We start from the raw sequence: 23,305 nt of genomic DNA on the forward strand, positions 1-23,305 counted from the left end.
GGCGCCCGCAGGCTTGAGCGGGCCGTGTTGTATTTTTTACGGGGGTGTTGTGTAAAAAAATGAACAAGGCTAAGCTCGATTCAAACCCATAACAGCAATAATACCGGGGTGCTTCATGTCTCGCCTGCCGTTAATCGGCGTCACCACCTGCTCCAGGCAGATCGGTTTGCATGCGTATCACACCACTGGCGACAAATATGCCCGGGCTGTCGCAACAGCCGCCAAGGGCTTGCCAGTGCTGATCCCCTCACTGGCGGATCTGTTCGCACCGTCCGATATTCTGGACGCCCTGGACGGTATTCTCTTTACCGGCTCTCCTTCCAATGTAGAACCTTTTCACTACCAAGGCCCGGCCAGTGCGCCAGGCACTGCCCATGATCCTGCACGTGACGCCATCACCCTTCCGCTGATCCGCGCCGCTGTCGACGCGGGCGTCCCGGTGCTGGGCATCTGCCGGGGCTTCCAGGAAATGAACGTAGCCTTTGGCGGCAGCCTGCATCAGAAAGTTCATGAAGTCGGAACCTTTATCGATCATCGTGAAGACGACACCCAACCGGTCGAGATCCAATACGGCCCGGCCCACGTCGTGCATATCCAGCCAGGCGGGGTTCTCGCGGGCCTGGGCCTGCCGCCGCAGATCGACGTCAACTCGATTCACAGCCAGGGCATCGAGCGCCTGGCACCGGGACTGCGGGCCGAAGCGCTGGCGCCGGATGGCCTGATCGAGGCCGTCTCGGTTGTACAAGGCAAGGCTTTTGCTTTAGGTGTGCAATGGCACCCGGAATGGGCGGTAGGCTCTAATCCGTACTATCTTGCGATTTTCCAGGCATTTGGCGATGCCTGCCGAGCAAGGGCAACACAACGCGACGCCGATGCGTCAAACAACGCCTGACTTCTAATAGCAGCCAGGAAACTCACGCCTAGAGGCATTTATGAGTAACAACCTCGACCAGCTCACCGATTGGTTGAAAGACCACAAGATCACAGAAGTCGAATGCATGATTGGCGACCTGACCGGCATCACCCGGGGCAAGATCTCGCCGACCAACAAGTTCATTGCCGAAAAAGGCATGCGCCTGCCCGAGAGCGTCCTGCTCCAGACCGTAACGGGCGACTATGTCGAAGACGACATCTATTACGAACTGCTCGACCCTGCCGACATCGACATGATGTGCCGCCCGGACGAAAACGCAGTGTTCCTGGTGCCATGGGCCATCGAGCCCACCGCACAGGTGATCCATGATTCCTACGACAAGCAAGGCAACCCCATCGAGCTGTCGCCGCGCAACGTATTGAAGAAGGTGCTCAAGCTCTACGCCGACAAGGGCTGGCAGCCGATTGTCGCGCCGGAAATGGAGTTCTACCTGACCAAGCGCAGCGACGACCCGGACTTTCCGCTGCAACCGCCGATCGGCCGCTCCGGCCGCCCGGAAACCGGTCGCCAATCGTTCTCGATCGAAGCTGCCAACGAATTCGACCCGCTGTTCGAAGACGTCTACGACTGGTGCGAATTGCAGGAGCTGGACCTCGACACGCTGATCCATGAGGACGGCACCGCGCAGATGGAGATCAACTTCCGTCATGGCGACGCGCTGTCCCTGGCCGACCAGATCCTGGTGTTCAAGCGCACCATGCGCGAGGCAGCGCTCAAACACGACGTGGCCGCCACGTTCATGGCCAAGCCCATGACCGGCGAGCCGGGCAGCGCGATGCACCTGCACCAGAGCATCATCGACAAGGAAACCGGCAAGAACGTCTTCTCCAACGAAGACGGGACCATGAGCGATCTGTTCCTGCACCACATCGGTGGCCTGCAGAAATTCATCCCCGAGCTGCTGCCGCTGTTCGCGCCCAACGTCAACTCGTTCCGCCGCTTCCTGCCCGATACCTCGGCGCCGGTGAACGTGGAGTGGGGCGAGGAGAACCGTACCGTGGGCCTGCGGGTGCCGGATGCCGGGCCGCAGAACCGTCGGGTGGAAAACCGCTTGCCGGGCGCCGACGCCAACCCGTACCTGGCGATTGCCGCCAGCCTGTTGTGCGGCTACATCGGCATGGTCGAAGGCATCAATCCGAGCGCCCCCGTGGTGGGCCGAGGGTATGAGCGCCGCAACCTGCGCCTGCCGTTGACCATCGAAGATGCCCTGGAGCGCATGGAAAACAGCACCACCATCGAGAAATACCTGGGCAAGAAATTCATCACGGGCTACGTCGCGGTCAAGCGGGCCGAGCATGAAAACTTCAAGCGCGTCATCAGTTCGTGGGAGCGGGAATTCCTGCTCTTTGCCGTCTGATGCGCCGGGCGGGGCTGCCATAGGCCCCGCCCTCAATGGAATAAAGGAGAATTCGCATGACCCGCAACAACCCGCAAACCCGTGAATGGCAGGCCCTGAGCAACGACCATCACCTCGCACCCTTCAGCGATTTCAAACAGCTCAAAGAGAAAGGCCCGCGCATCATCACCCACGCCAAGGGCGTGTACCTCTGGGACAGTGAAGGCAACAAGATCCTCGACGGCATGGCCGGCCTCTGGTGCGTGGCCGTCGGCTACGGTCGCGATGAGCTGGCGGACGCCGCCAGCCAACAGATGCGTGAGTTGCCGTATTACAACCTGTTCTTCCAGACCGCCCACCCGCCGGTACTGGAATTGTCCAAGGCCATCGCCGACATCGCCCCGGAAGGCATGAACCATGTGTTCTTCACCGGCTCCGGCTCGGAAGGCAACGACACCATGTTGCGCATGGTCCGCCATTACTGGGCGATCAAGGGTCAGCCGAACAAGAAAGTCATCATCAGCCGCAAGAACGGTTATCACGGCTCGACCGTGGCCGGCGCCAGCCTGGGCGGCATGACCTATATGCACGAGCAGGGCGACCTGCCGATCCCTGGCATCGTCCATATCGCCCAGCCGTACTGGTTCGGCGAAGGCGGCGACATGAGTCCTGAAGAGTTCGGCATCTGGGCCGCCAACCAACTGGAAGAGAAGATCCTCGAGATCGGCGTCGACAACGTCGGTGCGTTCATTGCCGAGCCGATCCAGGGCGCGGGCGGGGTGATCGTGCCGCCGGACAGCTACTGGCCGCGCATGAAGGAAATCCTCGCCAAGTACGACATCCTGTTCGTGGCCGATGAAGTGATCTGCGGTTTCGGGCGCACCGGTGAGTGGTTCGGTACCGACTTCTACGGGTTGAAACCGCACATGATGACCATCGCCAAGGGCCTGACCTCCGGCTACATCCCCATGGGTGGCCTGATCGTGCGCGATGACGTGGTCGCGGTGCTCAACGAAGGCGGCGATTTCAACCACGGCTTTACCTACTCCGGTCATCCCGTGGCCGCTGCGGTGGCCCTGGAAAACATCCGCATCCTGCGTGAAGAAAAGATCATCGAGCGCGTCCACGGCGAAACGGCACCCTATTTGCAACAACGCCTGCGGGAACTGAACGATCATCCGCTGGTGGGTGAAGTGCGCGGTGTCGGTTTGCTGGGGGCTATCGAACTGGTCCAGGACAAGGCCACGCGCAAACGCTACGAAGGCAAGGGCGTGGGCATGATCTGCCGGCAGTTCTGCTTCGATAACGGGCTGATCATGCGTGCGGTGGGCGACACCATGATCATTGCGCCGCCGCTGGTGATCAGCAAGGCCGAGATCGACGAACTGGTGGCCAAGGCGCGGCAATGCCTGGACCTGACGCTCAGTGCGTTGCAGGGCTAAGTGCTAGGCTCTGAGCGAGGTGCCGGAACGGCCCTCGCCCAGCATGAACAAAAGGCTGGGCTTGTGTTGAAAGCCTGCCCTGTAACTTGCCAGACTACCGCTGCTGTTCAAGTTGCGCTGAACGTGGCTAAAAAGAATAACCGGAGCATCATCCATGAAGGCATTAGGTATGAAGATAGCTGGCAAGACCCTCCTCGCCATGTCCCTGGCGGGCCTGATGGCGGGCGCCGTCCAGGCGGACGATAAAGTGCTGCACGTCTATAACTGGTCCGACTACATCGCGCCGGACACGGTCGCCAAGTTCGAGAAAGAGACGGGGATCAAGGTCGTCTACGACGTGTTCGACAGCAACGAGACGCTGGAAGCCAAATTGCTGGCCGGCAAGTCCGGCTACGACGTCGTGGTGCCGTCGAACAACTTCCTCGCCAAGCAGATCAAGGCCGGCGTCTACCAGGAGCTGGACAAGTCCAAGCTGCCTAACTGGAAGAACCTGGACACCGACCTGCTCAAGGCCGTCGGCGATGCCAGCGACCAAGGCAACAAGCACGCCTTCCCTTACATGTGGGGCACCATCGGCATCGGCTACAACCCCGAGAAGGTCAAGGCCGCATTGGGCGTCGACAAGATCGATTCGTGGGACACCCTGCTCAAGCCGGAGAACATCGCCAAGCTCAAGAGCTGCGGTGTGAGTTTCCTCGACTCGCCAACGGAAATGATCCCGGTGGCCCTGCATTACCTCGGTTACCCGACCGACAGCAAAGACAAGAAGCAACTGGCCGAAGCCGAAGCACTGTTCCTCAAGCTGCGCCCATCGATCGGTTACTTCCACTCTTCCAAATACATCTCGGACCTGGCCAACGGCAACATCTGCGTGGCCGTGGGCTACTCGGGTGATATCGAGCAATCGAAGAGCCGCGCAGCCGAAGCTGGTGGCAAGGTGAAAGTGGCCTACACCATTCCGAAGGAAGGTGCCGGTTCGTTCTATGACATGGTCGCCATTCCCAAGGATGCCGAAAACCTCGAGGCCGCCTACAAGTGGATGAACTTCATCATGCAGCCGGAAATCATGGCGGAGATCACCGACAACGTGCGTTTCCCGAACGGCAACAAGGCCGCCACCCCTCTGGTGGACAAGGAAATTTCCGGTGACCCGAGCATTTATCCATCGGACGAAGTGAAGGCCAAGCTGTACGCGATCAGCGATCTGGATGCGGCCACCCAGCGGCTGTTGACCCGCAGCTGGACCAAGATCAAATCCGGTAAATAAACCGGCTTGAAGCAGTCTCTCGTTGTCGCGGTCGTCGCGACGGCGACAACGGGAGCAATTAAATAACTAAAAGTTTTGCTGGATCGGTTTATCGAGGGTAAGTTGCGCGCCGGTTTTGTTGCAGGGCACTTCATTGGCCCGGTGACGGGGGCAACTTGGGCCCAACTATTTAAGAGGACCTCCACGTGCCTGTCTTTTCTTTGTTGCGCAACGCCTTGCTGGTCGGTGCCGGCCTGACATTTGCTGTCAGTGTCCAGGCGGCCTCCACCGTGCATATTTATAACTGGTCGGACTACATCGGCGAATCCACGCTGGCGGACTTCGAGAAAGCCACCGGGATCAAGCCGGTCTATGACGTATTCGATTCCAACGAAACCCTGGAAGGCAAGTTGCTGGCCGGTCGTACCGGTTACGACGTGGTCGTGCCGTCCAACCATTTCCTGGGCAAGCAGATCAAGGCCGGGGCGTTCCAGAAGCTCGACAAATCCCAGCTGTCCAACTACGCCAACCTCGATCCGCTGTTGCTCAAGCGCCTGGAAAAGAACGACCCGGGCAACCAGTACGCCGTGCCTTACCTGTGGGGCACCAACGGCATCGGCTACAACGTCGAGAAGATCAAGGCCGTCCTGGGCGTCGACAAGATTGATTCGTGGGCCATGCTGTTCGAGCCGGAAAACATCAAGAAGCTGTCCAGCTGTGGCGTTTCGTTCCTCGATTCGGGTGACGAGATGATCCCGGCGATGCTCAATTACCTGGGCCTGGACCCCAACAGCCAGGATCCGGAAGACTACAAGAAGGCCGAGGCCCAGCTCCTCAAGATCCGACCTTACGTGACCTATTTCAACTCCTCCAAGTACATCTCCGATCTGGCCAATGGCGAGATCTGCGTGGCCGCCGGGTTCTCCGGCGACATCTTCCAGGCCCGTTCCCGCGCCAGCGAAGCCGGCAAGGGTATCGAAATTGCCTACGTGATTCCCAAGGAAGGCGGCAACCTCTGGTTCGACATGCTGGCGATCCCGCGCGACGCCACCAACGTCAAGGAGGCCCATGCGTTCATCAACTACCTGCTCAAGCCTGAAGTGATCGCCCAGGTCAGCGACGTGGTCGGTTATGCCAACCCGAACCCCAAGGCTGGCGAACTGATGGACCAGAAAGTACGCACCGACGAAGCGGTTTATCCACCGCAAGCGGTCGTCGACAAGCTCTACGTCAACTCCGAGTTGCCGGCCAAGATCCAACGACTCATGACCCGCAGCTGGACCAAGGTCAAGTCGGGTAAATAGCGTTCAACGCTCTAACTTTCAGAAGGTTCGCCCGTCTTGGGCGAGCTGCAAATTTTGTGGGAGTTTCGTAAATGGCAGTTGCCTCCGGCGCCTATAAGAAAGCCCTCGAGGGCGACCAGACACCCAAGCAGGTGTTGGTCAAAATCGACCGGGTCACGAAGAAGTTCGACGAGACGATTGCCGTGGACGACGTGTCCCTGGAGATCAAGAAAGGCGAGATCTTTGCCTTGCTCGGCGGTTCGGGATCGGGCAAGTCCACCTTGCTGCGCATGCTGGCAGGTTTCGAGCGGCCCACGGAGGGGCGGATTTTCCTCGATGGCGTGGACATCACCGACATGCCGCCCTATGAGCGGCCAATCAACATGATGTTCCAGTCCTACGCCTTGTTCCCGCACATGACCGTGGCGCAGAACATCGCCTTCGGCCTGCAGCAGGACAAGATTCCCAAGGCCGAGATCGACGCCCGCGTGGCCGAGATGCTCAAGCTGGTGCAGATGAGCCAGTACGCCAAGCGCAAGCCGCACCAGCTCTCCGGCGGCCAGCGTCAGCGCGTGGCCCTGGCCCGTTCCCTGGCGAAGCGGCCGAAGCTGCTGCTGCTCGATGAACCGATGGGTGCCCTGGACAAGAAGCTGCGCTCGCAGATGCAACTCGAACTGGTGGAAATCATCGAGCGGGTCGGCGTGACCTGCGTGATGGTGACCCACGACCAGGAAGAGGCCATGACCATGGCCGAGCGCATCGCGATCATGCACCTGGGCTGGATCGCGCAGATCGGCAGCCCGATCGATATCTACGAGACCCCGACCAGTCGCCTGGTCTGCGAGTTCATCGGCAACGTCAACATCTTCGAGACCGAAGTGGTGGACGACGCCGAAGGCCACGCGGTGCTGACCTGCAAGGACCTGGACCGCAGCATCTACGTCGGCCACGGCATCAGCACCTCGGTGCAGGACAAGTCGGTGACCTACGCCATTCGCCCGGAAAAACTGCTGGTCACGTCCGAGCAGCCGACCTGCGAGCACAACTGGTCCAGCGGCAAGGTCCACGACATCGCCTACCTGGGCGGCCATTCAGTGTTCTACGTCGAATTGCCGAGCGGCAAGCTGGTGCAGTCCTTCGTCGCCAATGCCGAACGCCGTGGCCAACGTCCGACCTGGGGTGACCAGGTGTTCGTCTGGTGGGAAGACGACAGCGGCGTGGTGCTTCGCTCATGAACATGCGCAAATTCAAACGCCGACTCGCCCGAATAACGCCCGGTGGCCGTCAGATGGTCATCGGGGTGCCCTTCATCTGGTTGTTCCTGTTCTTCATGCTGCCGTTCTTCATCGTCCTGAAGATCAGCTTCGCCGAAGCCGACGTGGCGATTCCGCCGTATACCGAGATCTACAGCTACGTCGACCAGAAACTGCAGGTGCTGCTCAATCTCGCCAACTACGTGATGTTGAGCGAGGACGAGCTGTACATCGCCGCCTACCTTGGGTCGCTGAAAATGGCCCTGATCAGCACCACCTTGTGCCTGCTGATCGGCTATCCGATGGCCTACGGCATCGCCAACGCCCGCAAGGAAATGCAGACGGTGCTGGTGCTGCTGATCATGATGCCGACCTGGACCGCGATCCTCATCCGCGTCTACGCGTGGATGGGCATCCTCAGCAACAACGGCTTGCTCAACGGTTTCCTGATGAGCATGGGCTGGATCAGCGAGCCGCTGCAGATCCTCAACACCAACCTGGCGGTGTATATCGGCGTGGTCTATTCGTACCTGCCGTTCATGATCCTGCCGTTGTACGCCAACCTGGTCAAACACGATCCAAGCCTGCTGGAAGCCGCGTCCGACCTGGGCTCGAGCACCTTTAACAGCTTCTGGAAAATCACCGTGCCGCTGTCCAAGAACGGCATCGTTGCCGGCTGCATGCTGGTGTTCATCCCGGTGGTGGGCGAGTTCGTGATTCCGGAGCTGCTGGGCGGCCCGGAAACGCTGATGATCGGTAAAGTGCTGTGGCAGGAATTTTTCAACAACCGTGACTGGCCGGTGGCATCCGCCCTGGCGGTAGTGATGCTGGCGATCCTGATCGTGCCCATCATCCTGTTCAACCGCAGTCAGGCCAAGGAAATGGAGGGCAAGGAATGAAGCGCTTCAGTTTTTCAAGCCTGATGCTGGTGCTGGGCCTGTTGTTCATCTACGCACCGATGGTGATCCTGGTGATCTTCTCGTTCAACGCCTCGAAACTGGTGACGGTGTGGGGCGGCTGGTCGGTCAAGTGGTACGTCGGCCTGCTGGACAACACCCAACTGATGGGCTCGGTGGTGCGCTCGCTGGAGATCGCCTGCTACACCGCGATTGCTGCGGTAGCCCTGGGGACGCTGGCGGCCTTCGTGCTGACCCGTATCACCCACTTCAAGGGCCGCACGCTGTTCGGTGGCCTGGTCACCGCGCCATTGGTGATGCCGGAAGTGATCACCGGCCTGTCGCTGTTGCTGCTGTTCGTGGCCATGGCGCAAATGATCGGCTGGCCCCAGGAGCGTGGCATTGTCACGATCTGGATCGCCCACACCACGTTCTGCGCGGCCTATGTGGCGGTGGTGGTGTCGGCGCGCTTGCGTGAGCTGGACCTGTCCATCGAAGAGGCGGCCATGGACCTCGGGGCGCGGCCGTGGAAGGTGTTCTTCCTGATCACCATTCCGATGATCGCGCCGTCGCTGGCGGCAGGCGGCATGATGTCGTTCGCGCTGTCCCTCGACGACTTGGTATTGGCCAGCTTCGTCTCCGGCCCTGGCTCCACCACATTGCCGATGGAAGTCTTCTCGGCGGTACGCCTGGGGGTGAAACCGGAAATCAACGCCGTGGCGAGCCTGATCCTGCTGGCGGTGTCCCTGGTGACGTTCCTGGTCTGGTACTTCAGCCGCCGCGCCGAAGAAAACCGCAAGCGGGCGATCCAGCAAGCCATCGAGGAAAGCGCCGCCGATTCCTGGAAACAACCGGAAGTCCGCCGGGCGGAGACTGTTTCGGCCTGAGGTAACGCAGAACCCAATGTGGGGACAAGCTTGCTCCCACAGTTTTTTGTGGTCCGTGAATTTGTGGCCTGGCTCGGATCCTGTGTGGGAGCGAGCTTGCTCGCGATAGCGGTATGGCAGTCGATGTAGGTGTTGACGGTCAGGCCGCCTTCGCGAGCAAGCTCGCTCCCACAGGTTTTTGTGGTGTCCATAAATTCGTGGCCTGGCTCGGATCCTCTGTGGGAGCGAGCTTGCTCCGGGCGGCGATCCGACGATAGCGGTGTGGCAGTCGATGCAGGTGTTGACGGTCAGTCCGCCTTCGCGAGCAAGCTCGCTCCCACAGGTTTTTGTGGTGTCCATAAATTCGCGGCCTGGCTCGGATCCTCTGTGGGAGCGAGCCTGCTCGCGAAGGTGGTGTACAGGCTGGTTATGAATTCCAAGGCGAGCTGCGGATTACTTCAACGAAGTTCATCGGCTTGAACCCCGGCTCCTGATCCCTCAGCACGTCGGTCTTCACATTGCCGAAGGTGGTCTGCGGACGATGCCGCAAGCCGTCGGCGAAGGCGCAGATGATGCATTCCTTGAAGCCTTCCCCACGGGGATGCGCATGTACCACGGCGTCGCGTTGTGCGGCCGGGAATGCGGCGTAATCCATGCCCAGCACGTCCATCTCCACGCCAGCGGTCACCAGGGCGACGTTGGGGCGCAGGTGCTTGGGCACGCCGGGCGTGGTGTGCAACGCGATCGAAAGCCACACTTGCTCGATGTCGTCGTCGCTCAACCCGTAGGGTTTGAGAAACGCTGCGGCGGCATTCGCGCCATCCACCTCGAAACGCTCATCGTCGCTGCGATAACCTTCGACCAGCCCGATATCGTGAAACATCGCGCCGACGTACAGCAGCTCCGGATCGTAAGCCAATTGCTGGCGTTGGCCGCTCAACGCGCCGAACAGGAACACCCGGCGGGAATGGTGGTACAGCAGGTCCGATTCAATGTCGCGAATGTATTCGGTGGTGGCCCGGGCGAGGGCGCTGTCGGGGATCTGGATGCCGGCGATGCTGTTCATGCTGCTCTCCTCTTGACGGTGCGCCGTGGCGGCGCTGAGGTTCCAGTCTGTTCGCCGGGGTATGGCGCAGCAATCGCGCCATGGCTGCGATTACGGCCAATGAACTCGGGTTTCATGCCATCTGGCTTCTGCGCGCCGGATTGGCTAGGGTTCGGTGGTCAATCCGGACAGGTCGGCCAGAATCATGGAAATATCCGTCGCCATCGTGGTGTTCACAGGCGCCCAATCCCTGGACGTCAGCGGCCCCATGGATGTGTTTTGCGAAGCCAATCGCTTTCTCGCCACGCAGGATCACTATCGGTTGCAAGTGATCGGCGTCGAGCGCGGTGCGACGTCTTGCTCCAACGGAATGTCCCTCAATCCCCACCGTCATTTCAGCGAAGCATCGGAGGCGTACGACCTGCTGTTGGTCGCGGGCGGGCCGCAATTGCCGTTCATGGACTTTGGCCCGGCGTTCAATGCCTGGCTGCGCGAGGCCTGCGCACGGGCCCGGCGCTTTGGTTCGATCTGCAATGGCGCGTTCATGCTGGCCCGGGCCGGACTGCTCGAAGGGCGGACCGTCACCACCCATTGGGGCGATGCTTCGGCGCTGGCGCAGATGTGCCCCTCGACCCGGGTCGAAGCCGATCGGCTGTACGTGCAGGACGGCGAGCTCTATACCTCGGCGGGTGTTACGGCAGGCATCGACCTGTCGCTGTTCCTGCTGGCGCAGGACCACGGGCCGGACGTGGCGCTGAATGTCGCCAAGCGGCTGGTGGTGTTCACCCAGCGTTCAGGCGGTCAATCGCAGTTCAGTCCGTTCCTCACGCCCCATGCCGAGCCGACCTCCACCGTGGCTCAGGTCCAGGCGTACGTGCTGGCGAATCTCAACGGTGACCTGGGCATCGCCGACCTCGCCAACGCGGCGAACATGAGCCCACGCAATTTCTCCCGCGTGTTCAGCCGGGAGGCGAAGGTCACGCCGGCGGAGTTCGTCGAGCAGGCCCGGGTGGACGCGGCACGCGTGATGCTGGAAAGCACTCGGGCACCGCTCAAGACCGTGGCATACCAATGCGGCTTTCGTGATGCCCAACACATGCGCAGCGTATTCAATCGGCGGTTGGGCGTGACACCGCAACAGTTCAGGTTGAATTTCGCCGCGATGCTTTGAGCTCATTTTTTCAGTGCGTCATGGGCCTCCAGCGCCCGCAGGGAATAGATATAAGCCGCGCCGGCATTCAGCGAGACCGCTGTCGCCAGGGTGGCCGCGATTTCTTCGCGGGTCGCGCCGGCCTTGATCGCGGCGTCGGTGTGTACGCCGATGCAACCGTCACAGCGGGTGGTGATCGCCACGGCAATGGAGATCAGCTCGCGGGTCTTGGCGTCGAGTACGTCGTTCTCGGCGGCGGCTTCATCCAGGGCCATGTAGGCCTTGACCATTTTCGGATTGCTTTTGCCCAAGGCGCCAAAGGCGCTCTTGATGGTAGGCAGCAGCTCGGACCAGTTATTGAACATTGCGTGGACTCCTTTGAAATAAACGGGTTTGGGCCCTTGTAGTCTTGACCATCCATGGCGATCGGGCCTGCTGATGGTCGAAAAGATTTACTCCGCCCTGGCGGGTAGCAGCTTCAACGTACCGCGGGTGTTGGCCGTGACCTCTTCTTCGGCCAGGTGCGCCTGGTGATACAGCCCCTCGATGTAGGCTTCGGCCTGGTCCTCGTAGTGCTTGTCGAACGGCACGCCGCTCTGGCCCACGGGATTGATGGTGACGCTGTGGGCCGGGTCGGCGAAGTCGATGATGCGCCGGGTGGAGGGGCCATAGGTCACTGGCCAGGGCGTCGGACCGATCCTGGCCGAGAGGTTGTTCGGCACTTCATGGGTGCCGGGGGCGGCGAATGGGCCGACGTTGAAGATCCGGTCCAGCGGTTTCTGCTGGCCCAGCGGATGGCCGTGGGTCAGGGTGTGAGCCTGGCCCCACTGCCATTGGCTGGCGTCCTCGCCCAAGGTGGCCTTCAGGTGCACCAGGGTCCGGTGCCAGGCCTTGATGACCATGTCGGCGCGGGTTTCGGTGCCCAGCGTCGAGCGATCGTCCCACCACGGCGAGTCCTTGGCGGCGGCCAGGCGGGGAAGCGCGGCGTCAATCACGCGGGTCGACAGCGCGGTTTCGAAGAAACTGTCCCCCAGTTCATCGCGCAGGGCAACGTCGGCCAAGTCGAACAGGAACTGGTTGAACAGCGTGGCGCTGACGGAGTCCAGCGGGTAGTCGCCCTTCCAGTCAGCCAGTTGCTCCACCCACTTGCGTTCCTGCGGGTCGCTGACCGCTTCGCGCAGGATCGGCAACAAGGGCGCGAGCAAGCGCGGACCGTAGGCGGTGGTGGTACCCAGTTGTAGTTTCTGGGTGGTCTGGATGTCCCATTTGGCTTGCTTTTCACTCAACTGCCGGTCGAGTTGCTGGCCGCGGTCGGGCAGGTTGTAGTAGCCGGGGATCTCGATCCCGCTGGCCGCCACCGGCTGGAAATTCGCCGAGAGGACATAGCCCCGGGCCGGGTTCTCTTCCTGGGGGTTACTGCCGAACGGGTAGAAACCGTCCTTGTCCGCTTCGGTGCTGCTGCCGTCGAGAATGAAACCGGGCTTCACACCAGCCGGCCGCTTGGGTAATTGGGCTGCGGCCCACCAGCCGATATCACCCTTGGCGTTGGCCCAGACCACATTCAGGCCGGGCGCATGGATCTTCGCCGACGCGCCACGAGCCTTGACCAAGGTGTCGGCGCGATTGAGCTGGTAGAACGCCTCGAGGATCGGGTTGCGGCTTTCCAGGAACCCCCACCACATGGCGATTGGCGTCTTGCCGGCATTGGCACCGAGGGCATCGTTGACGATCGGCCCATGGGGCGACTGGCGCAGCACCAGTGTCACGGGTGCTTGGCCCTTCACGGCAATCTGCTGTTCGCTGCGGGTCATGTCCACCCATCGGTCGCGGTACCAGACCTGTTCGGGGTTGTCCGGGTTGACCTTCTCGGCCACCAGGTCCAGGTCGTCGTTCTGGAACATGGTGACGCTCCAGCCGAAATCCTTGTTCATGCCCAGCGAGGCAAACGGCATCAGGGCCTGGTACTGGCCGTAGAGTTCGAATCCCGGCGCCGAGAGGTGTGCCTCGTACCACACCGACGGCGCTGAAAAACGGATATGCGGATCGCCGGCCAGCAAGGGCTTGCCACTGTGGGTGCGATTGCCGGAGACCGCCCAGGCGTTGCTGCCTTCGAATTGCGGCAGGCCGTTGTCGGCCAAGGCCTGCTCGCTCAGGCGCGCCAGGGCGTTGACGTCTTTCCAAGCGCTGGCGGTCAGTGTCGGACCGCTTGCCGGAGCCTGCTGTAGCACGCCCTGGGGCTGCCAGTCGAGGTCGAAGATGTTCAGGTAGTCGGCACCGAGCTGGTCACGCACGTAGGTCAGCAAGGGTTCGGTGCGAAAGGCCGCGGCAAAGCTGTAGGCCATGTAGCCGACGATGCTGGCGGTGTCTTCGGCGGTGAAGGGACGCTTGGGAATGCCCAGCACATCGAACTCCAGCGGCCGCGTGTGAGTTTGCTGATAGGTGTTGATGCCGTCCAGGTACGCCTGCGTCGCGATCCAGGCCGGCGATTGTCGATCCTGCTCGGCGACGTAGCTGGCGGCGCGCTCGCGAATGCGCAGGCTGCGCATCAGCTTGTCGGTGTCGAGCAGCTTGGGGCCGAGGATTTCCGCCAGTTCGCCCCGGGCGAGGCGGCGCATGATTTCCATCTGGAACAGCCGGTCCTGGGCATGGACATAACCGAGGGCGCGGTACAGGTCGGTTTCGTTCTCGGCGCGAATGTGCGGCACGCCGCGTTCGTCATAGCGCACCGTCACCGAGCCCAGCAGCCCTTGCAACTGCACCGTGCCCTGGCGGGTCGGCTGCTTGCTGTAGAGGTAGCCGCCCGCGACGATGATTGCGGTGACGATCAGCGACAGGAAGGCGACGAGGGTGCGTTTCATGGTTGATCCTTATTCGAGTGGCAGCGGTCCCATGATCTTGCTGCTGATTCCCTGTTTAACATGCAATCGCGTGCCGGTGCATCGTTCCTCGGAGGGATTTTCCTTTCCATCAACCGAATCGCCCACGGCGAGGGCGCTTGGCCTGTAGGAGCTGGCGAAGCCTGCGATCTTTTGATCTTTCGCTCCAGATTCAATGGGTAGTGGAAAGATCGCAGCCTCGCTTCGCTCGGCAGCTCCTACAGGCCAGTGGGAGCAAGTTTCCTTGCCATGCAAAGGCAGACGTTGAGCGTTGTCATGGAGCGCAGAGAAGTGATTCGGAGTGTCGCGAGGGCTGGCCACAGGCGAATACGTGTGGCCAGCGAGGAGGGAAGGATGCCGGACCGTCTGGCGATGGCCCGGCGGTTTTTCAGCTTGGTCGGGTGGTGGGCGTGGCTTCGGTGGACGGTCCGCCCTGGGGTCGCGCTTCGCCGCGCTCTGCCAGTTCCAGGCCGTCGCCGGCCTTTTTCGGCCTCGTTACCACGCCCTTGGCAAAGTCAGCGGTGATGTTCAGCGCGGAGAGGGTGCTTTGAGGAACCACCTGGGTCAGGCCTCGGGTGACGTGATAGGCGTTCTCGAGGTTGCGGGTCAAGCCCTCGGTCTGGGTGTGGGGCAGGGTGTCGCGGTTTGGATTGGTAACGTTCTGCCACGGTACTTGCGCTCGCTTGGTCAGGTCGTCCGTGCCATCGCCCAGTGCTTTATTTTCCAGGGGGGCCGCCACGCTGTTGGCGAAGAATGGGAGCAGCGTCAGGCCGGAGGAGAAGAAGGTTGTGACAATCTGCTCCATTTTCTCCCGGACATCGGGGTTTTCACCCACCGCGGCGGCGTCTCCGACCCCGGTGCGCATGGCGATCCCCGGACCGACACCGACGATTCGGTTGGTCAAGTCGCTGACATTGGCCATGCTGATCGGGTTGAGCTTGCCAGTCGCTTCGGCAAACGCCTTGGGCAGGAGCTCTTTCCATTCGCGGTTTTCCTTCGTGACGCGATAGGTGGGGATCTGCTCGTCGCCGTGGGTCTGGGCATATTTGGCCACCGCCTGGCCGCCCGCCATGAAGGTGCCGCCCACTGCCGAGGCGACGCTGCGAGCCGCGATGCCGGAGGCGTTGACGGACGTGAACTGGTCTATCGTGTCCCGTACCGCATGGGCCGCGCCGAAGGCGAGGTAACCGGTGAAGTCGCCGCTCATGGTGCCGAAGTTGTTGGCGTTCTGTTTCAGTTTGAAATCGGCTCGCTTGTCGCTCTGTGTCGCGTCGAGGGTGTCACGTTGGGCGTTGGCAACCCGCCGCCCATTCACGGTGATGTCTTGCAAGGCCTTGGGGTACACCGCCAGCGGGTCGACCTTTTCCAACCCCCGGCCGATGGTCTTGTCGACGACGACTTGGATAAACGGGCGCAGACCGTCGCTGATGACCTTGTGGGCGGTACCAAGGACGGTTGATGTCGCCGCCACATGTTTTCCAAAGGACTGATCCGCCATCGCCTCGTCGATTGCCGCGGTGCTGGCGCCGAAGTGTCCGGCCGACGCGAAGCCCTGGGGGATCCCCGCGTCGGCAAATACGGCCAGGCCCGTCACGAAGCCGCTGTGGGTCTTGAGTTCGGCCACGTAGTCCTGGCGTCCGACATTCTTCAGCGCGGTGTCCAGCACTTCGTTCTTCTTCGTGGCTTTTGCCAGTTCGCTTGTGGTACCGGGCTTGTCGTCATCTTTCTTGAGGAACTCGCCAAGCTCATCCCGGACCTCACGCAGTTGGCTCAACTCGTCGTTCGCCTTGTCTCGGTCGGCCTGGGGCAGGCTCTCGTTGCTCGCCGCTTGTTGCGCGTGCTCGATCCGGCTTTCCATGAACCTGTTCAGTCGCTGGGGCATGTCTTGCGTCATGGCTTGCGTGACGCCTTTTGCATAACCACGGAAGGCTTTATGGCTGCTCTCCAGCAGCTTGCGATCGTCTTCCCCCGGGGTTTGGTCGATCACTTCCTGGCACAGCGAGTGATAGGCGCCGAGGGTGTTACCGACGCGCTCGCAATGCTTGTCCCAGACGGCTTTGAAACCGCCGCTTTCTTCCCGATCGGCCTCGTTCTTGCCTAGGTACTCGTTGAAATCCTTGACGAATGCTTCGGTTTCTTCGTGGCCGGACAGCATTGGATGAGGCGTGCCGCCAAGTTCGGCAAGGTGCTTTTGGATGTCCTGATAGCCTGCATTGGGCGCGTAGTCCAACGCGGTACCTTCCAGAACCATCTGTTGGCGTGCATAGCCGATAGGGTTGCTATCAGCGTTTTCCTTGCCGAGTTTGTTGATCATCACTGTCAGGCGATGCTGCCTGGTCTTGAGCGTTTCCTGGGTCTTGTCGCTTGCTTTCCCTTCGAAGTGATAAGGCACCAGGGGAGTCGTGGAAGGACGCACCTGTCCGGCCAGGCTGGTGCCCACCGGCGTGATCCGATCATCCTGCTGCTGGTGCAATGGCGCCGAACTTGAGGTTCCGCCTACTGATACTGCTGGCATGTGATGTTCTCCTTTCCTAGATCGACAGGGCGTTGTTCAGCCCTGCGCTACGCGGGGTGGGTTTTTGCTGGGTGGTCTTGGCGGCTTGGCCCGGGCTGGCGCCGTCGAAGAAGTAGCCCTCCCGCCAGATAAGCGCCATGTCGGCAGCACCGCTCATCAGTCCGAGCAGGCGCTCGGCGCTGAGGTTGTCCAGGGGCACGTGGCCGATCAGGACCACCTGTTCGCTGTCGCGGTTGTACGACAGCGACGGGCAGAACGCGCCGCTCAGCAGGTACAGGTTGGTTTCCAGCAGCCGTTGCATGACCGCTTCGCGATTCGCCACGGGCAACGGCCCGAAGCCGCAGTAGATGAACACGTCTCCCTCGCCCACGCCGGGTGTGTGCTTGAGGGAAAAATCGACTTCCTTGACCGACAGGTTTGCCTGTTCGTAGAACGCTGACGGGGTAGGAATCATCGTGAGTTCGCAGAGCTGATCGATCAGCTTGCAATAGGTGGGTGACGCCATGATTGACCTCGCATTGTCATCCAGGCACCGACGAGCGCCTGCTGCCCATCGTGAGTGACACCTGCGGCATTTCGGTTCCACTGCGCCGCGTGGAACCGCTGGCAGCTGATCTGCCACCCAATGGCGCCACCTCATTCAAGGTTGACCGCCCATGTCCCGATCACTTGCACTTTCGCCGGCCCTTCGATTTGTCCCCAAAGGGTTGTCTCTGCTCGCCATGGGGACCTTGCTGTACGGGTGTCAACACCTCGAACCGCAGCTGACCATCGGCGATCGTTTCGCCAATGAACCGTATCGCGCCCAATTGCGCTGGCTCGAACCGGCGCCCACCGACACGATCATCGAGATTGGCGAATCATCGCCGCAAAGCGGTGGCAGCCTGTGGGCACGGATGCGCCAGGGGTTTTCCTTGCAGGCCAAGACCCAAGGCGTGGCGCGTATCGACGAGCAACGCCGCTGGCTGATGGAGCGCCCGGCGTTTCTCACCCAGACCGGACGCGCCGGCAGCCGATACTTGCACTTCATCGTCGGCGAACTGAACAAGCGCAACATGCCGCTGGAGCTGGCCCTGCTGCCGGCGATCGAGAGCGGGTTCAACCCCAATGCGCAATCGCCTGCCCAGGCCTTGGGGCTCTGGCAATTCATTCCCGCCACCGGGCGTCGTTATCAATTGCAGCAACGGGGCGACTACGACGAGCGTCGAGACATTCCGTCGTCCACCCGGGCGGCCCTGGATTATCTGTCCTACCTGCACGACTACTTCGACGGTGACTGGCTGCTGGCGCTGGCCGCCTACAACGCCGGGGAAGGGCGGGTGCGCGACGCCATCACCCGGAACCGCGCCCGGGGCCTGGCGACCACTTACTGGAACCTGTCGTTGCCCGGAGAAACCCAGAACTATGTGCCACGGTTGCTGGCGTTGTCGCAGTTGGTCAACGCGCCAGCGAGCTACGGCGTGAGCCTGGCGCCGATTGCCGACCAGCCGTACTTCCAGATGGTCGCGTTGGCGCAACCCGTGGACCTCGCGCAACTGGCGCAGGTATCCGGCGTCCATGAACGCGAGTTGCGCATGCTCAATCCAGCCGGGCGCGGCCGGGTCAGGGGGCGTCTGCTGATGCCGGTGGAAGCGTCACGCAGGTTGCTGGCACAACCGGACATGATCGCCAAGGCGGCGCTGCCTCGGGCGAGTGGTGACGAGCAAGTCGCTGCTTCTCCGGAGGCCGGTGTGGCCGAGCCGCAGGTCGCGGAGGTGGTGCCGCCTCCGGGGGTTTGAGCGGGCTGTGCAATGAGTTGCCGATATTCAATCCGTGGCGAGGGAGCTTGCTCCCGCTTGGGTGCGCAGCGCCCATCAGACAATGGGATTGCTGCGCAATCCAGCGGGAGCAAGCTCCCTCGCCACGGATCCAGCGCCGGGTGTCCGGTTCAGAGACACCCCATCGCCACATTCGCCAGGCCGCGTGCGCGAGGGTCCATCAAGACGTAGGAACCAATGGTGTTGCAGGCAAAGCCGAACGCCACGCCGCGCTCGGGGTCGGCAAAACCGATGGTGCCGCCGGCGCCCATGTGGCCAAAGGCGTCGGGTCCCATGCCGTAACTGCCGTTCGCCACGTCCGCCTGGTTGAGCATGATGCCCAGGCCGAACCGCGTCGGTGTCTGGATGGTCGGGTCATATTCGGCGCTGTGCTCGCGCAGCATTTCGTTGAGCAGTGGCGACTCCAGCAACCGCCCGTCCAGCAGGCCGGCATAGAACTCCGCCAGGCTGCGGGCGTTGCCGTGACCGTTCGCCGCCGGCTGGGTCATGCGCTTCCAGCCCGGCTCGTTACTGCGCCCCAGCACCATCGGCGGGTTGGCGAAGGCCAGTGAGCTCATGGCTGTCGGCTCGGTGAGCACATACTGCAGGACTCGACCAAAGGCTTCATCGTCGACTTCATCTTTGGTTCGGGCCATGTAGGCGCAGCGAGCGATGGTCGCGTCGTCCAGGCCGATATGAAAATCCAGTTCGAGCGGCACCGCCACCCGCTGGTGGATGCTTTGCGCCGGGCTTACGCCATCCACTCGGCGTAGCAGCTCACCGAGAATCCAGCCGAACAGCAACGGTGAATAGGTCTGCTGTTGCCCTGCATCGGCCCATGGCTGCTCCTCGGCGATCAGGGCAATCATGGTGTCCCAGTCGTAAAGGGTTTCCGGGGCGAGGGGCGTGCGCAGCGCCGGTAGCCCGGCGCGATGGCAGAGCACTTGGCGCACGGTCGTCGATGCTTTGCCGGCGTTGGCGAACTCGGGCCAGTAGCGGCAGACTGGTGCATCCAGGTCCAGGCGTCCTTCGCCAACCAGTTGCATGATCGCCACGGCCGTGAAGGGCTTGGTGCAGGAGAACAGGTTGAGCAGTGTGTCGCGCTGCCAATGGCTGTCCGGTTCCGGCCCGGCGATACCAGCCCACAGGTCGATCACTGTTTCACCGTCGACCTGGACGCACAGGGCGGCGCCGCGTTCGAAAGGGCTTTGCATCAGTCCGGTGAAAGCCGCTTTGACCGGTTCGAAGCGAGGGTCGCAGTGGCCGTGGATGGCGGGTGAGTGTGTCATGTCAGTTCCACGCAGGGTTGGGGGTTTTCCTTGAGTGACGAGGGCTGGGGGAACGGTTCACTGACCTCTGGGGAGCATTCAGTCGGGATGTTGTTGATCGGGTACATATCCATTGCTGCGGTCACGGCGGCTTATGGTTCCGCCCTTACGGCGGGTCACTTTTTTCAGACGCCAAAAAAGTAACCAAAAAGGCTTGCCCCACCACTCGGTGCCTCGCCTAGGCTCGGCATGCCCGCACTCCGGCATTGCTCCGTGGGCCCGCCGCGATGGGCCATCCATGGCCCTGCGCGGCTAACCCGGCATCCATGCCGGGTTGCCCACTCCACAATGCCTGCGTTCGGCCATCGTGGTTAACGGGGCCTGGCAGATCAAAAGCCGAGCCGAGGCGGCCTTAGGGCCGACCTGGCTCTGGTGCCACACCACATTTCCCTTGTGGGAGCGAGCTTGCTCGCGAAGGCGGCCGTTCAGCTTGCATTGATAGCCACTGATCCACCGCCGTCGCGAGCAGCGTTTTTTCATAGGGATCTTTTTGGGCGCCCCCCGCCACTCAGGAGCAACGATGCCTGCCCCCGGAGAATGTCCATGCCCTACGAGCGTACCCTCGACTTGAACAGCGACGCCTTTCGCGGCGAGGCTTATCGGCATTATGCGGCGTTGCGCCAAGCGTCCCCGGTGTTCCTCAGCCAGCCCGATGGGCAGTTGCCGATGTGGTACGTCACCGGGGCCCGGGAGGTCGAGGAGGTGCTGTTGGACAGCGAGCGCTTCGCCCGCGATCCGTCACGGATCGATCCGCAGTTCGCGGCGATGCTGGGGGGCGAGCAGTCCATCGCCTTTCTCAATGACCACATGCTTAACCGTGACGGAGAGAGTCATCGTCGGCTGCGTCGGCTGGTCAACAAGGCGTTTACCCTGAAGGCGGTGACCGCCATGCGGCCGCGTATCGAGCAGATTGCCGAGTCGCTGCTGGACGCCGTTGGGCCAAGCGGGCGAATGGATGTGGTGAGCCAATATGCCTTCCCGCTGTCGATCACCGTCATCGCCGAGCTGCTCGGCGTACCTGCTCAGGACCGAGACGATTTCCGCCGCTGGTCCCACATGATCGTCCGGCAGGTGGGCCACGATCTGAGTGAACTGCAACGCTGCTACAACGAGTTCGCCGGCTACATGCTTGCCTTGATCGACCGGCGCCGGGCCTATCCGACCGATGACCTGGTGTCGGCCCTGGCCCAGGTCGAGGAAGAGGGCCGCATGCTCAGCCGAAGCGAGTTGTGCAGCATGATTGCGCTGCTGATCATCGCCGGCCACGAAACGTCGGCGTCGATGATTGGCAATGCTGTGCACACGCTCGTGCAACACCCCGATGCGCTGGTCCGGTTGCGTGATGAGCCGGCACTGATGCCCGACGCGGTCGAGGAGTTCTTGCGCTATGACTCGTCGGTGGAACGGGCAATGGTCCGCTTCGTCACGCGGGACACTGAATTGGCCGGGCAACATCTGCGACGCGGGCAATTTGTGGTGGCGGTGGTGGGCTCGGCCAATCGCGACGAGGCGATGTGTGCCAATCCTGATCGGCTGGATATCACCCGCCCGGCCTGCCCGCACATGTCGTTCGGCAAGGGCACGCATTATTGCCTGGGTGCATCGTTGGCTCGGCAGGAATTGGACATTGCGTTGAACACCTTGCTGCGGCGCTGCCCGGGTCTGCGATTGGCGGTTGATCCAAGTGCTGTGCGCTGGCGTTATGTGCCCAACTTCAGGGGACCGGATGCGTTGCCGGTGTGCTGGTCGGTGGGCTGATTCGGTGGATTGATTCGGTAGTGCTGAGCCTTTGTGGCGAGGATTCGTGGTGCCCCGTGCAAAAAATGGCATGGGTTCGAATTCACGAGACGGCTCGCCCGGCAATGCCTCCGGACGAGCCGTGGACTCACGCCAGGCTGGTCTCCAGTGTTTGCACAGGCGCTGAAGCGGTAGTGGATGCCGTGTCGATGGGCATCAGGTCCAACCCATAAAGCACCACGTCCGCGCGCTTGTCAGCGAACCGGGCGATACCCGGGAAACGGCCCCATTGCGTCGCGCCCAATCCCTGCACGCCACGTTTGCTCGCCTCGTTGTGCTCGATGATCCAGGCCACCAACGTTTCGAAACCGTACCGCTTGGCCAACACCACCGCTGCCTGGCCCAGGCGAATGCCGACGCCGCTGCCAATGTGGTCGTTGCGCACGTAGATCGATACTTCGCCGGTCAGCCGGCAGGCCTGGGCGCCCCAGCAGAAGCGGTTGACGATCAACCAGGCGACCACTTCACCGCCACGTTCGAGCACGTAGATCGGATCACCTTCCTTGACGAAGCAATCGACGAAGAAGGTCATTTCCTTCAGGGAAAACGCTCTGAGCACGGGGGAACTGGTGCCGCCCAGAGCGCTTTCGTTGAAGATATCCGTCATCACCGGCAGGTCGTCGGGGGTATAGCGGCGCACGCCGCGTGGCAGGTCGGGTCGGCTGTTCAGACGATTATGGGTCATGGCCGGGCTTCTCCGTAGACGCTGCGCTTGAGTTGTTCACGGGCGCGAAACAGCCGCGAGCGTACGGTGCCGATGGGCACGCCCAGCCGTTCGGCGGCATCGCGGTAGCTGCTCTCGGTGTCCACGGCGGTCCACAGGGTTTCGCGCATGTCCTTGGGCAGCGCGTCCATGGCAGACAGCGTGCGGTCCAGCAGCCGGCGGTTATCGCACAGTTCACTCAGGTCGATGTCTTCGCTGGATTCGTTGAAATCGCTTTCGTCGAACGTGCTCAGTGGCGGTTGCGCGTAGAAGCGGCGGAAGTGATTGCGGATCAGGTTGAGGGCGATGCCGCACAGCCAGGTGTCCGGCTTGGCCAGTCCCTTGAACTTCTCCTGGTTGCGCCAGGCTTCCAGGTAAGTGAGTTGGATGATGTCGTCGGCGTCGTCCTGGTTGAGCACACGCTTTTGCACAAACAGACGGAGCTTACGTTCCTCGCCGAAACTGACGCCCGGCGTGCCTGGGCGTTTCGAGGAGGTTTGCGGGGGCAGCATGAGGTTCAGGCTGTTCATTGATAAATCCCTCTGAGTAGGTTCCATAGCGCCGATCCGTATGTCGGCGTTCCCCCTTCAGCAGGACCTGTGCCAAGCCGCTTTCATAATCTATCTACCTGATATTCAAAGTATTTTTGTTAGTGCTAAAGCTCTATTTGTGCAAGCTCGTGCACGACTTTCAAAGAATTCACTGCATGAAATTGCACCGCACGGACCGTCGAAAATCGGCATGCGGAAGGTGTCGCCGATGAGATCGAAAAAGGCCTGATCGGCCATGGAACCGAATGCGGGATCGGCGCCACCCACTGAGCGTCCGAAACCACGCTC

The 23,305-nt window shown here is 61.7% G+C and carries 19 protein-coding genes; 11 read left to right on the forward strand and 8 right to left on the reverse strand.

Features of this window, described 5'->3' with window-relative positions:
- The first annotated feature begins 115 nt into the window (after positions 1-115).
- The 8 genes from AB4N42_RS04630 to AB4N42_RS04665 all read left to right on the forward strand — a co-directional run bounded on the left by AB4N42_RS04630 (position 116) and on the right by AB4N42_RS04665 (position 9,277).
- The gene (locus AB4N42_RS04630; RefSeq protein WP_030138098.1) at positions 116-892 is read left to right on the forward strand and encodes a gamma-glutamyl-gamma-aminobutyrate hydrolase family protein; all 777 of its coding nucleotides are present in this window, start codon (positions 116-118) and stop codon (positions 890-892) included.
- Positions 893-932: 40 nt separating this feature from the next.
- Complete coding sequence (locus tag AB4N42_RS04635) at positions 933-2,291, forward strand: glutamine synthetase family protein (RefSeq protein ID WP_030138097.1); 1,359 nt, start codon at positions 933-935, stop codon at positions 2,289-2,291.
- Between the two features lie 56 nt (positions 2,292-2,347).
- Positions 2,348-3,712 carry an aspartate aminotransferase family protein gene (locus AB4N42_RS04640; protein WP_198797493.1) on the forward strand — a complete coding sequence of 455 codons (1,365 nt, stop codon included), beginning with the start codon at positions 2,348-2,350 and terminating at the stop codon, positions 3,710-3,712.
- A gap of 169 nt (positions 3,713-3,881) precedes the next feature.
- The gene (locus tag AB4N42_RS04645) at positions 3,882-4,979 is read left to right on the forward strand and encodes a polyamine ABC transporter substrate-binding protein (RefSeq protein ID WP_030138095.1); all 1,098 of its coding nucleotides are present in this window, start codon (positions 3,882-3,884) and stop codon (positions 4,977-4,979) included.
- A 185-nt stretch (positions 4,980-5,164) separates the two neighbouring features.
- The gene (locus AB4N42_RS04650) at positions 5,165-6,262 is read left to right on the forward strand and encodes a polyamine ABC transporter substrate-binding protein (RefSeq protein WP_030138094.1); all 1,098 of its coding nucleotides are present in this window, start codon (positions 5,165-5,167) and stop codon (positions 6,260-6,262) included.
- A gap of 71 nt (positions 6,263-6,333) precedes the next feature.
- Positions 6,334-7,476 carry an ABC transporter ATP-binding protein gene (locus AB4N42_RS04655; protein WP_030138093.1) on the forward strand — a complete coding sequence of 381 codons (1,143 nt, stop codon included), beginning with the start codon at positions 6,334-6,336 and terminating at the stop codon, positions 7,474-7,476.
- Complete coding sequence (locus tag AB4N42_RS04660; protein WP_030138092.1) at positions 7,473-8,393, forward strand: ABC transporter permease subunit; 921 nt, start codon at positions 7,473-7,475, stop codon at positions 8,391-8,393. The genes AB4N42_RS04655 and AB4N42_RS04660 overlap by 4 nt, the downstream gene beginning before the upstream one ends.
- Positions 8,390-9,277, forward strand: coding sequence for an ABC transporter permease subunit (locus tag AB4N42_RS04665; protein ID WP_217860585.1), 888 nt, complete (start codon positions 8,390-8,392; stop codon positions 9,275-9,277). The genes AB4N42_RS04660 and AB4N42_RS04665 overlap by 4 nt, the downstream gene beginning before the upstream one ends.
- 406 nt (positions 9,278-9,683) lie before the next feature.
- Here the strand turns inward: AB4N42_RS04665 and AB4N42_RS04670 are convergent, their stop codons facing one another.
- The gene (locus AB4N42_RS04670; RefSeq protein ID WP_030138090.1) at positions 9,684-10,322 is read right to left on the reverse strand and encodes an HD domain-containing protein; all 639 of its coding nucleotides are present in this window, start codon (positions 10,320-10,322) and stop codon (positions 9,684-9,686) included.
- Positions 10,323-10,506: 184 nt separating this feature from the next.
- Here AB4N42_RS04670 and AB4N42_RS04675 point away from each other — a divergent pair, with 184 nt between their 5' ends.
- Complete coding sequence (locus AB4N42_RS04675) at positions 10,507-11,472, forward strand: GlxA family transcriptional regulator (protein WP_431147118.1); 966 nt, start codon at positions 10,507-10,509, stop codon at positions 11,470-11,472.
- A 2-nt stretch (positions 11,473-11,474) separates the two neighbouring features.
- On the opposite strand, the gene AB4N42_RS04680 is transcribed toward AB4N42_RS04675, so the two are convergent.
- The 4 genes from AB4N42_RS04680 to AB4N42_RS04695 all read right to left on the reverse strand — a co-directional run bounded on the left by AB4N42_RS04680 (position 11,475) and on the right by AB4N42_RS04695 (position 17,347).
- The gene (locus tag AB4N42_RS04680) at positions 11,475-11,816 is read right to left on the reverse strand and encodes a carboxymuconolactone decarboxylase family protein (RefSeq protein ID WP_003206631.1); all 342 of its coding nucleotides are present in this window, start codon (positions 11,814-11,816) and stop codon (positions 11,475-11,477) included.
- Between the two features lie 87 nt (positions 11,817-11,903).
- The gene (locus AB4N42_RS04685; RefSeq protein WP_460115910.1) at positions 11,904-14,309 is read right to left on the reverse strand and encodes a penicillin acylase family protein; all 2,406 of its coding nucleotides are present in this window, start codon (positions 14,307-14,309) and stop codon (positions 11,904-11,906) included.
- 406 nt (positions 14,310-14,715) lie between these two features.
- The gene (locus tag AB4N42_RS04690; protein ID WP_431147124.1) at positions 14,716-16,842 is read right to left on the reverse strand and encodes a type III effector; all 2,127 of its coding nucleotides are present in this window, start codon (positions 16,840-16,842) and stop codon (positions 14,716-14,718) included.
- Positions 16,843-16,858: 16 nt separating this feature from the next.
- A complete protein-coding gene (locus AB4N42_RS04695; protein ID WP_334598488.1) occupies positions 16,859-17,347 on the reverse strand; it encodes a type III secretion system chaperone family protein in 489 nt (162 codons plus the stop codon).
- 151 nt (positions 17,348-17,498) lie between these two features.
- On the opposite strand from AB4N42_RS04695, the gene AB4N42_RS04700 reads away from it, so the two are divergent.
- Positions 17,499-18,620, forward strand: coding sequence for a transglycosylase SLT domain-containing protein (locus AB4N42_RS04700; protein WP_198796919.1), 1,122 nt, complete (start codon positions 17,499-17,501; stop codon positions 18,618-18,620).
- Between the two features lie 149 nt (positions 18,621-18,769).
- Here the strand turns inward: AB4N42_RS04700 and AB4N42_RS04705 are convergent, their stop codons facing one another.
- Positions 18,770-19,927 (reverse strand): serine hydrolase domain-containing protein, encoded by a 1,158-nt coding sequence (locus tag AB4N42_RS04705; protein WP_460115911.1) that lies wholly within the window; start codon positions 19,925-19,927, stop codon positions 18,770-18,772.
- 582 nt (positions 19,928-20,509) lie between these two features.
- Here AB4N42_RS04705 and AB4N42_RS04710 point away from each other — a divergent pair.
- On the forward strand, positions 20,510-21,724 hold the full coding sequence (locus AB4N42_RS04710) for a cytochrome P450 family protein (RefSeq protein ID WP_323154125.1): 1,215 nt from the start codon (positions 20,510-20,512) through the stop codon (positions 21,722-21,724).
- A 127-nt stretch (positions 21,725-21,851) separates the two neighbouring features.
- Here the strand turns inward: AB4N42_RS04710 and AB4N42_RS04715 are convergent, their stop codons facing one another.
- Positions 21,852-22,448, reverse strand: coding sequence for a GNAT family N-acetyltransferase (locus tag AB4N42_RS04715; protein ID WP_030138415.1), 597 nt, complete (start codon positions 22,446-22,448; stop codon positions 21,852-21,854).
- On the reverse strand, positions 22,445-22,996 hold the full coding sequence (locus AB4N42_RS04720; protein ID WP_030138414.1) for an RNA polymerase sigma factor: 552 nt from the start codon (positions 22,994-22,996) through the stop codon (positions 22,445-22,447). Before AB4N42_RS04720 ends, AB4N42_RS04715 begins: the two co-directional genes overlap by 4 nt.
- Positions 22,997-23,305 lie beyond the last annotated feature (309 nt).

It is taken from the genome of Pseudomonas sp. H2_D02 (assembly GCF_054677635.1).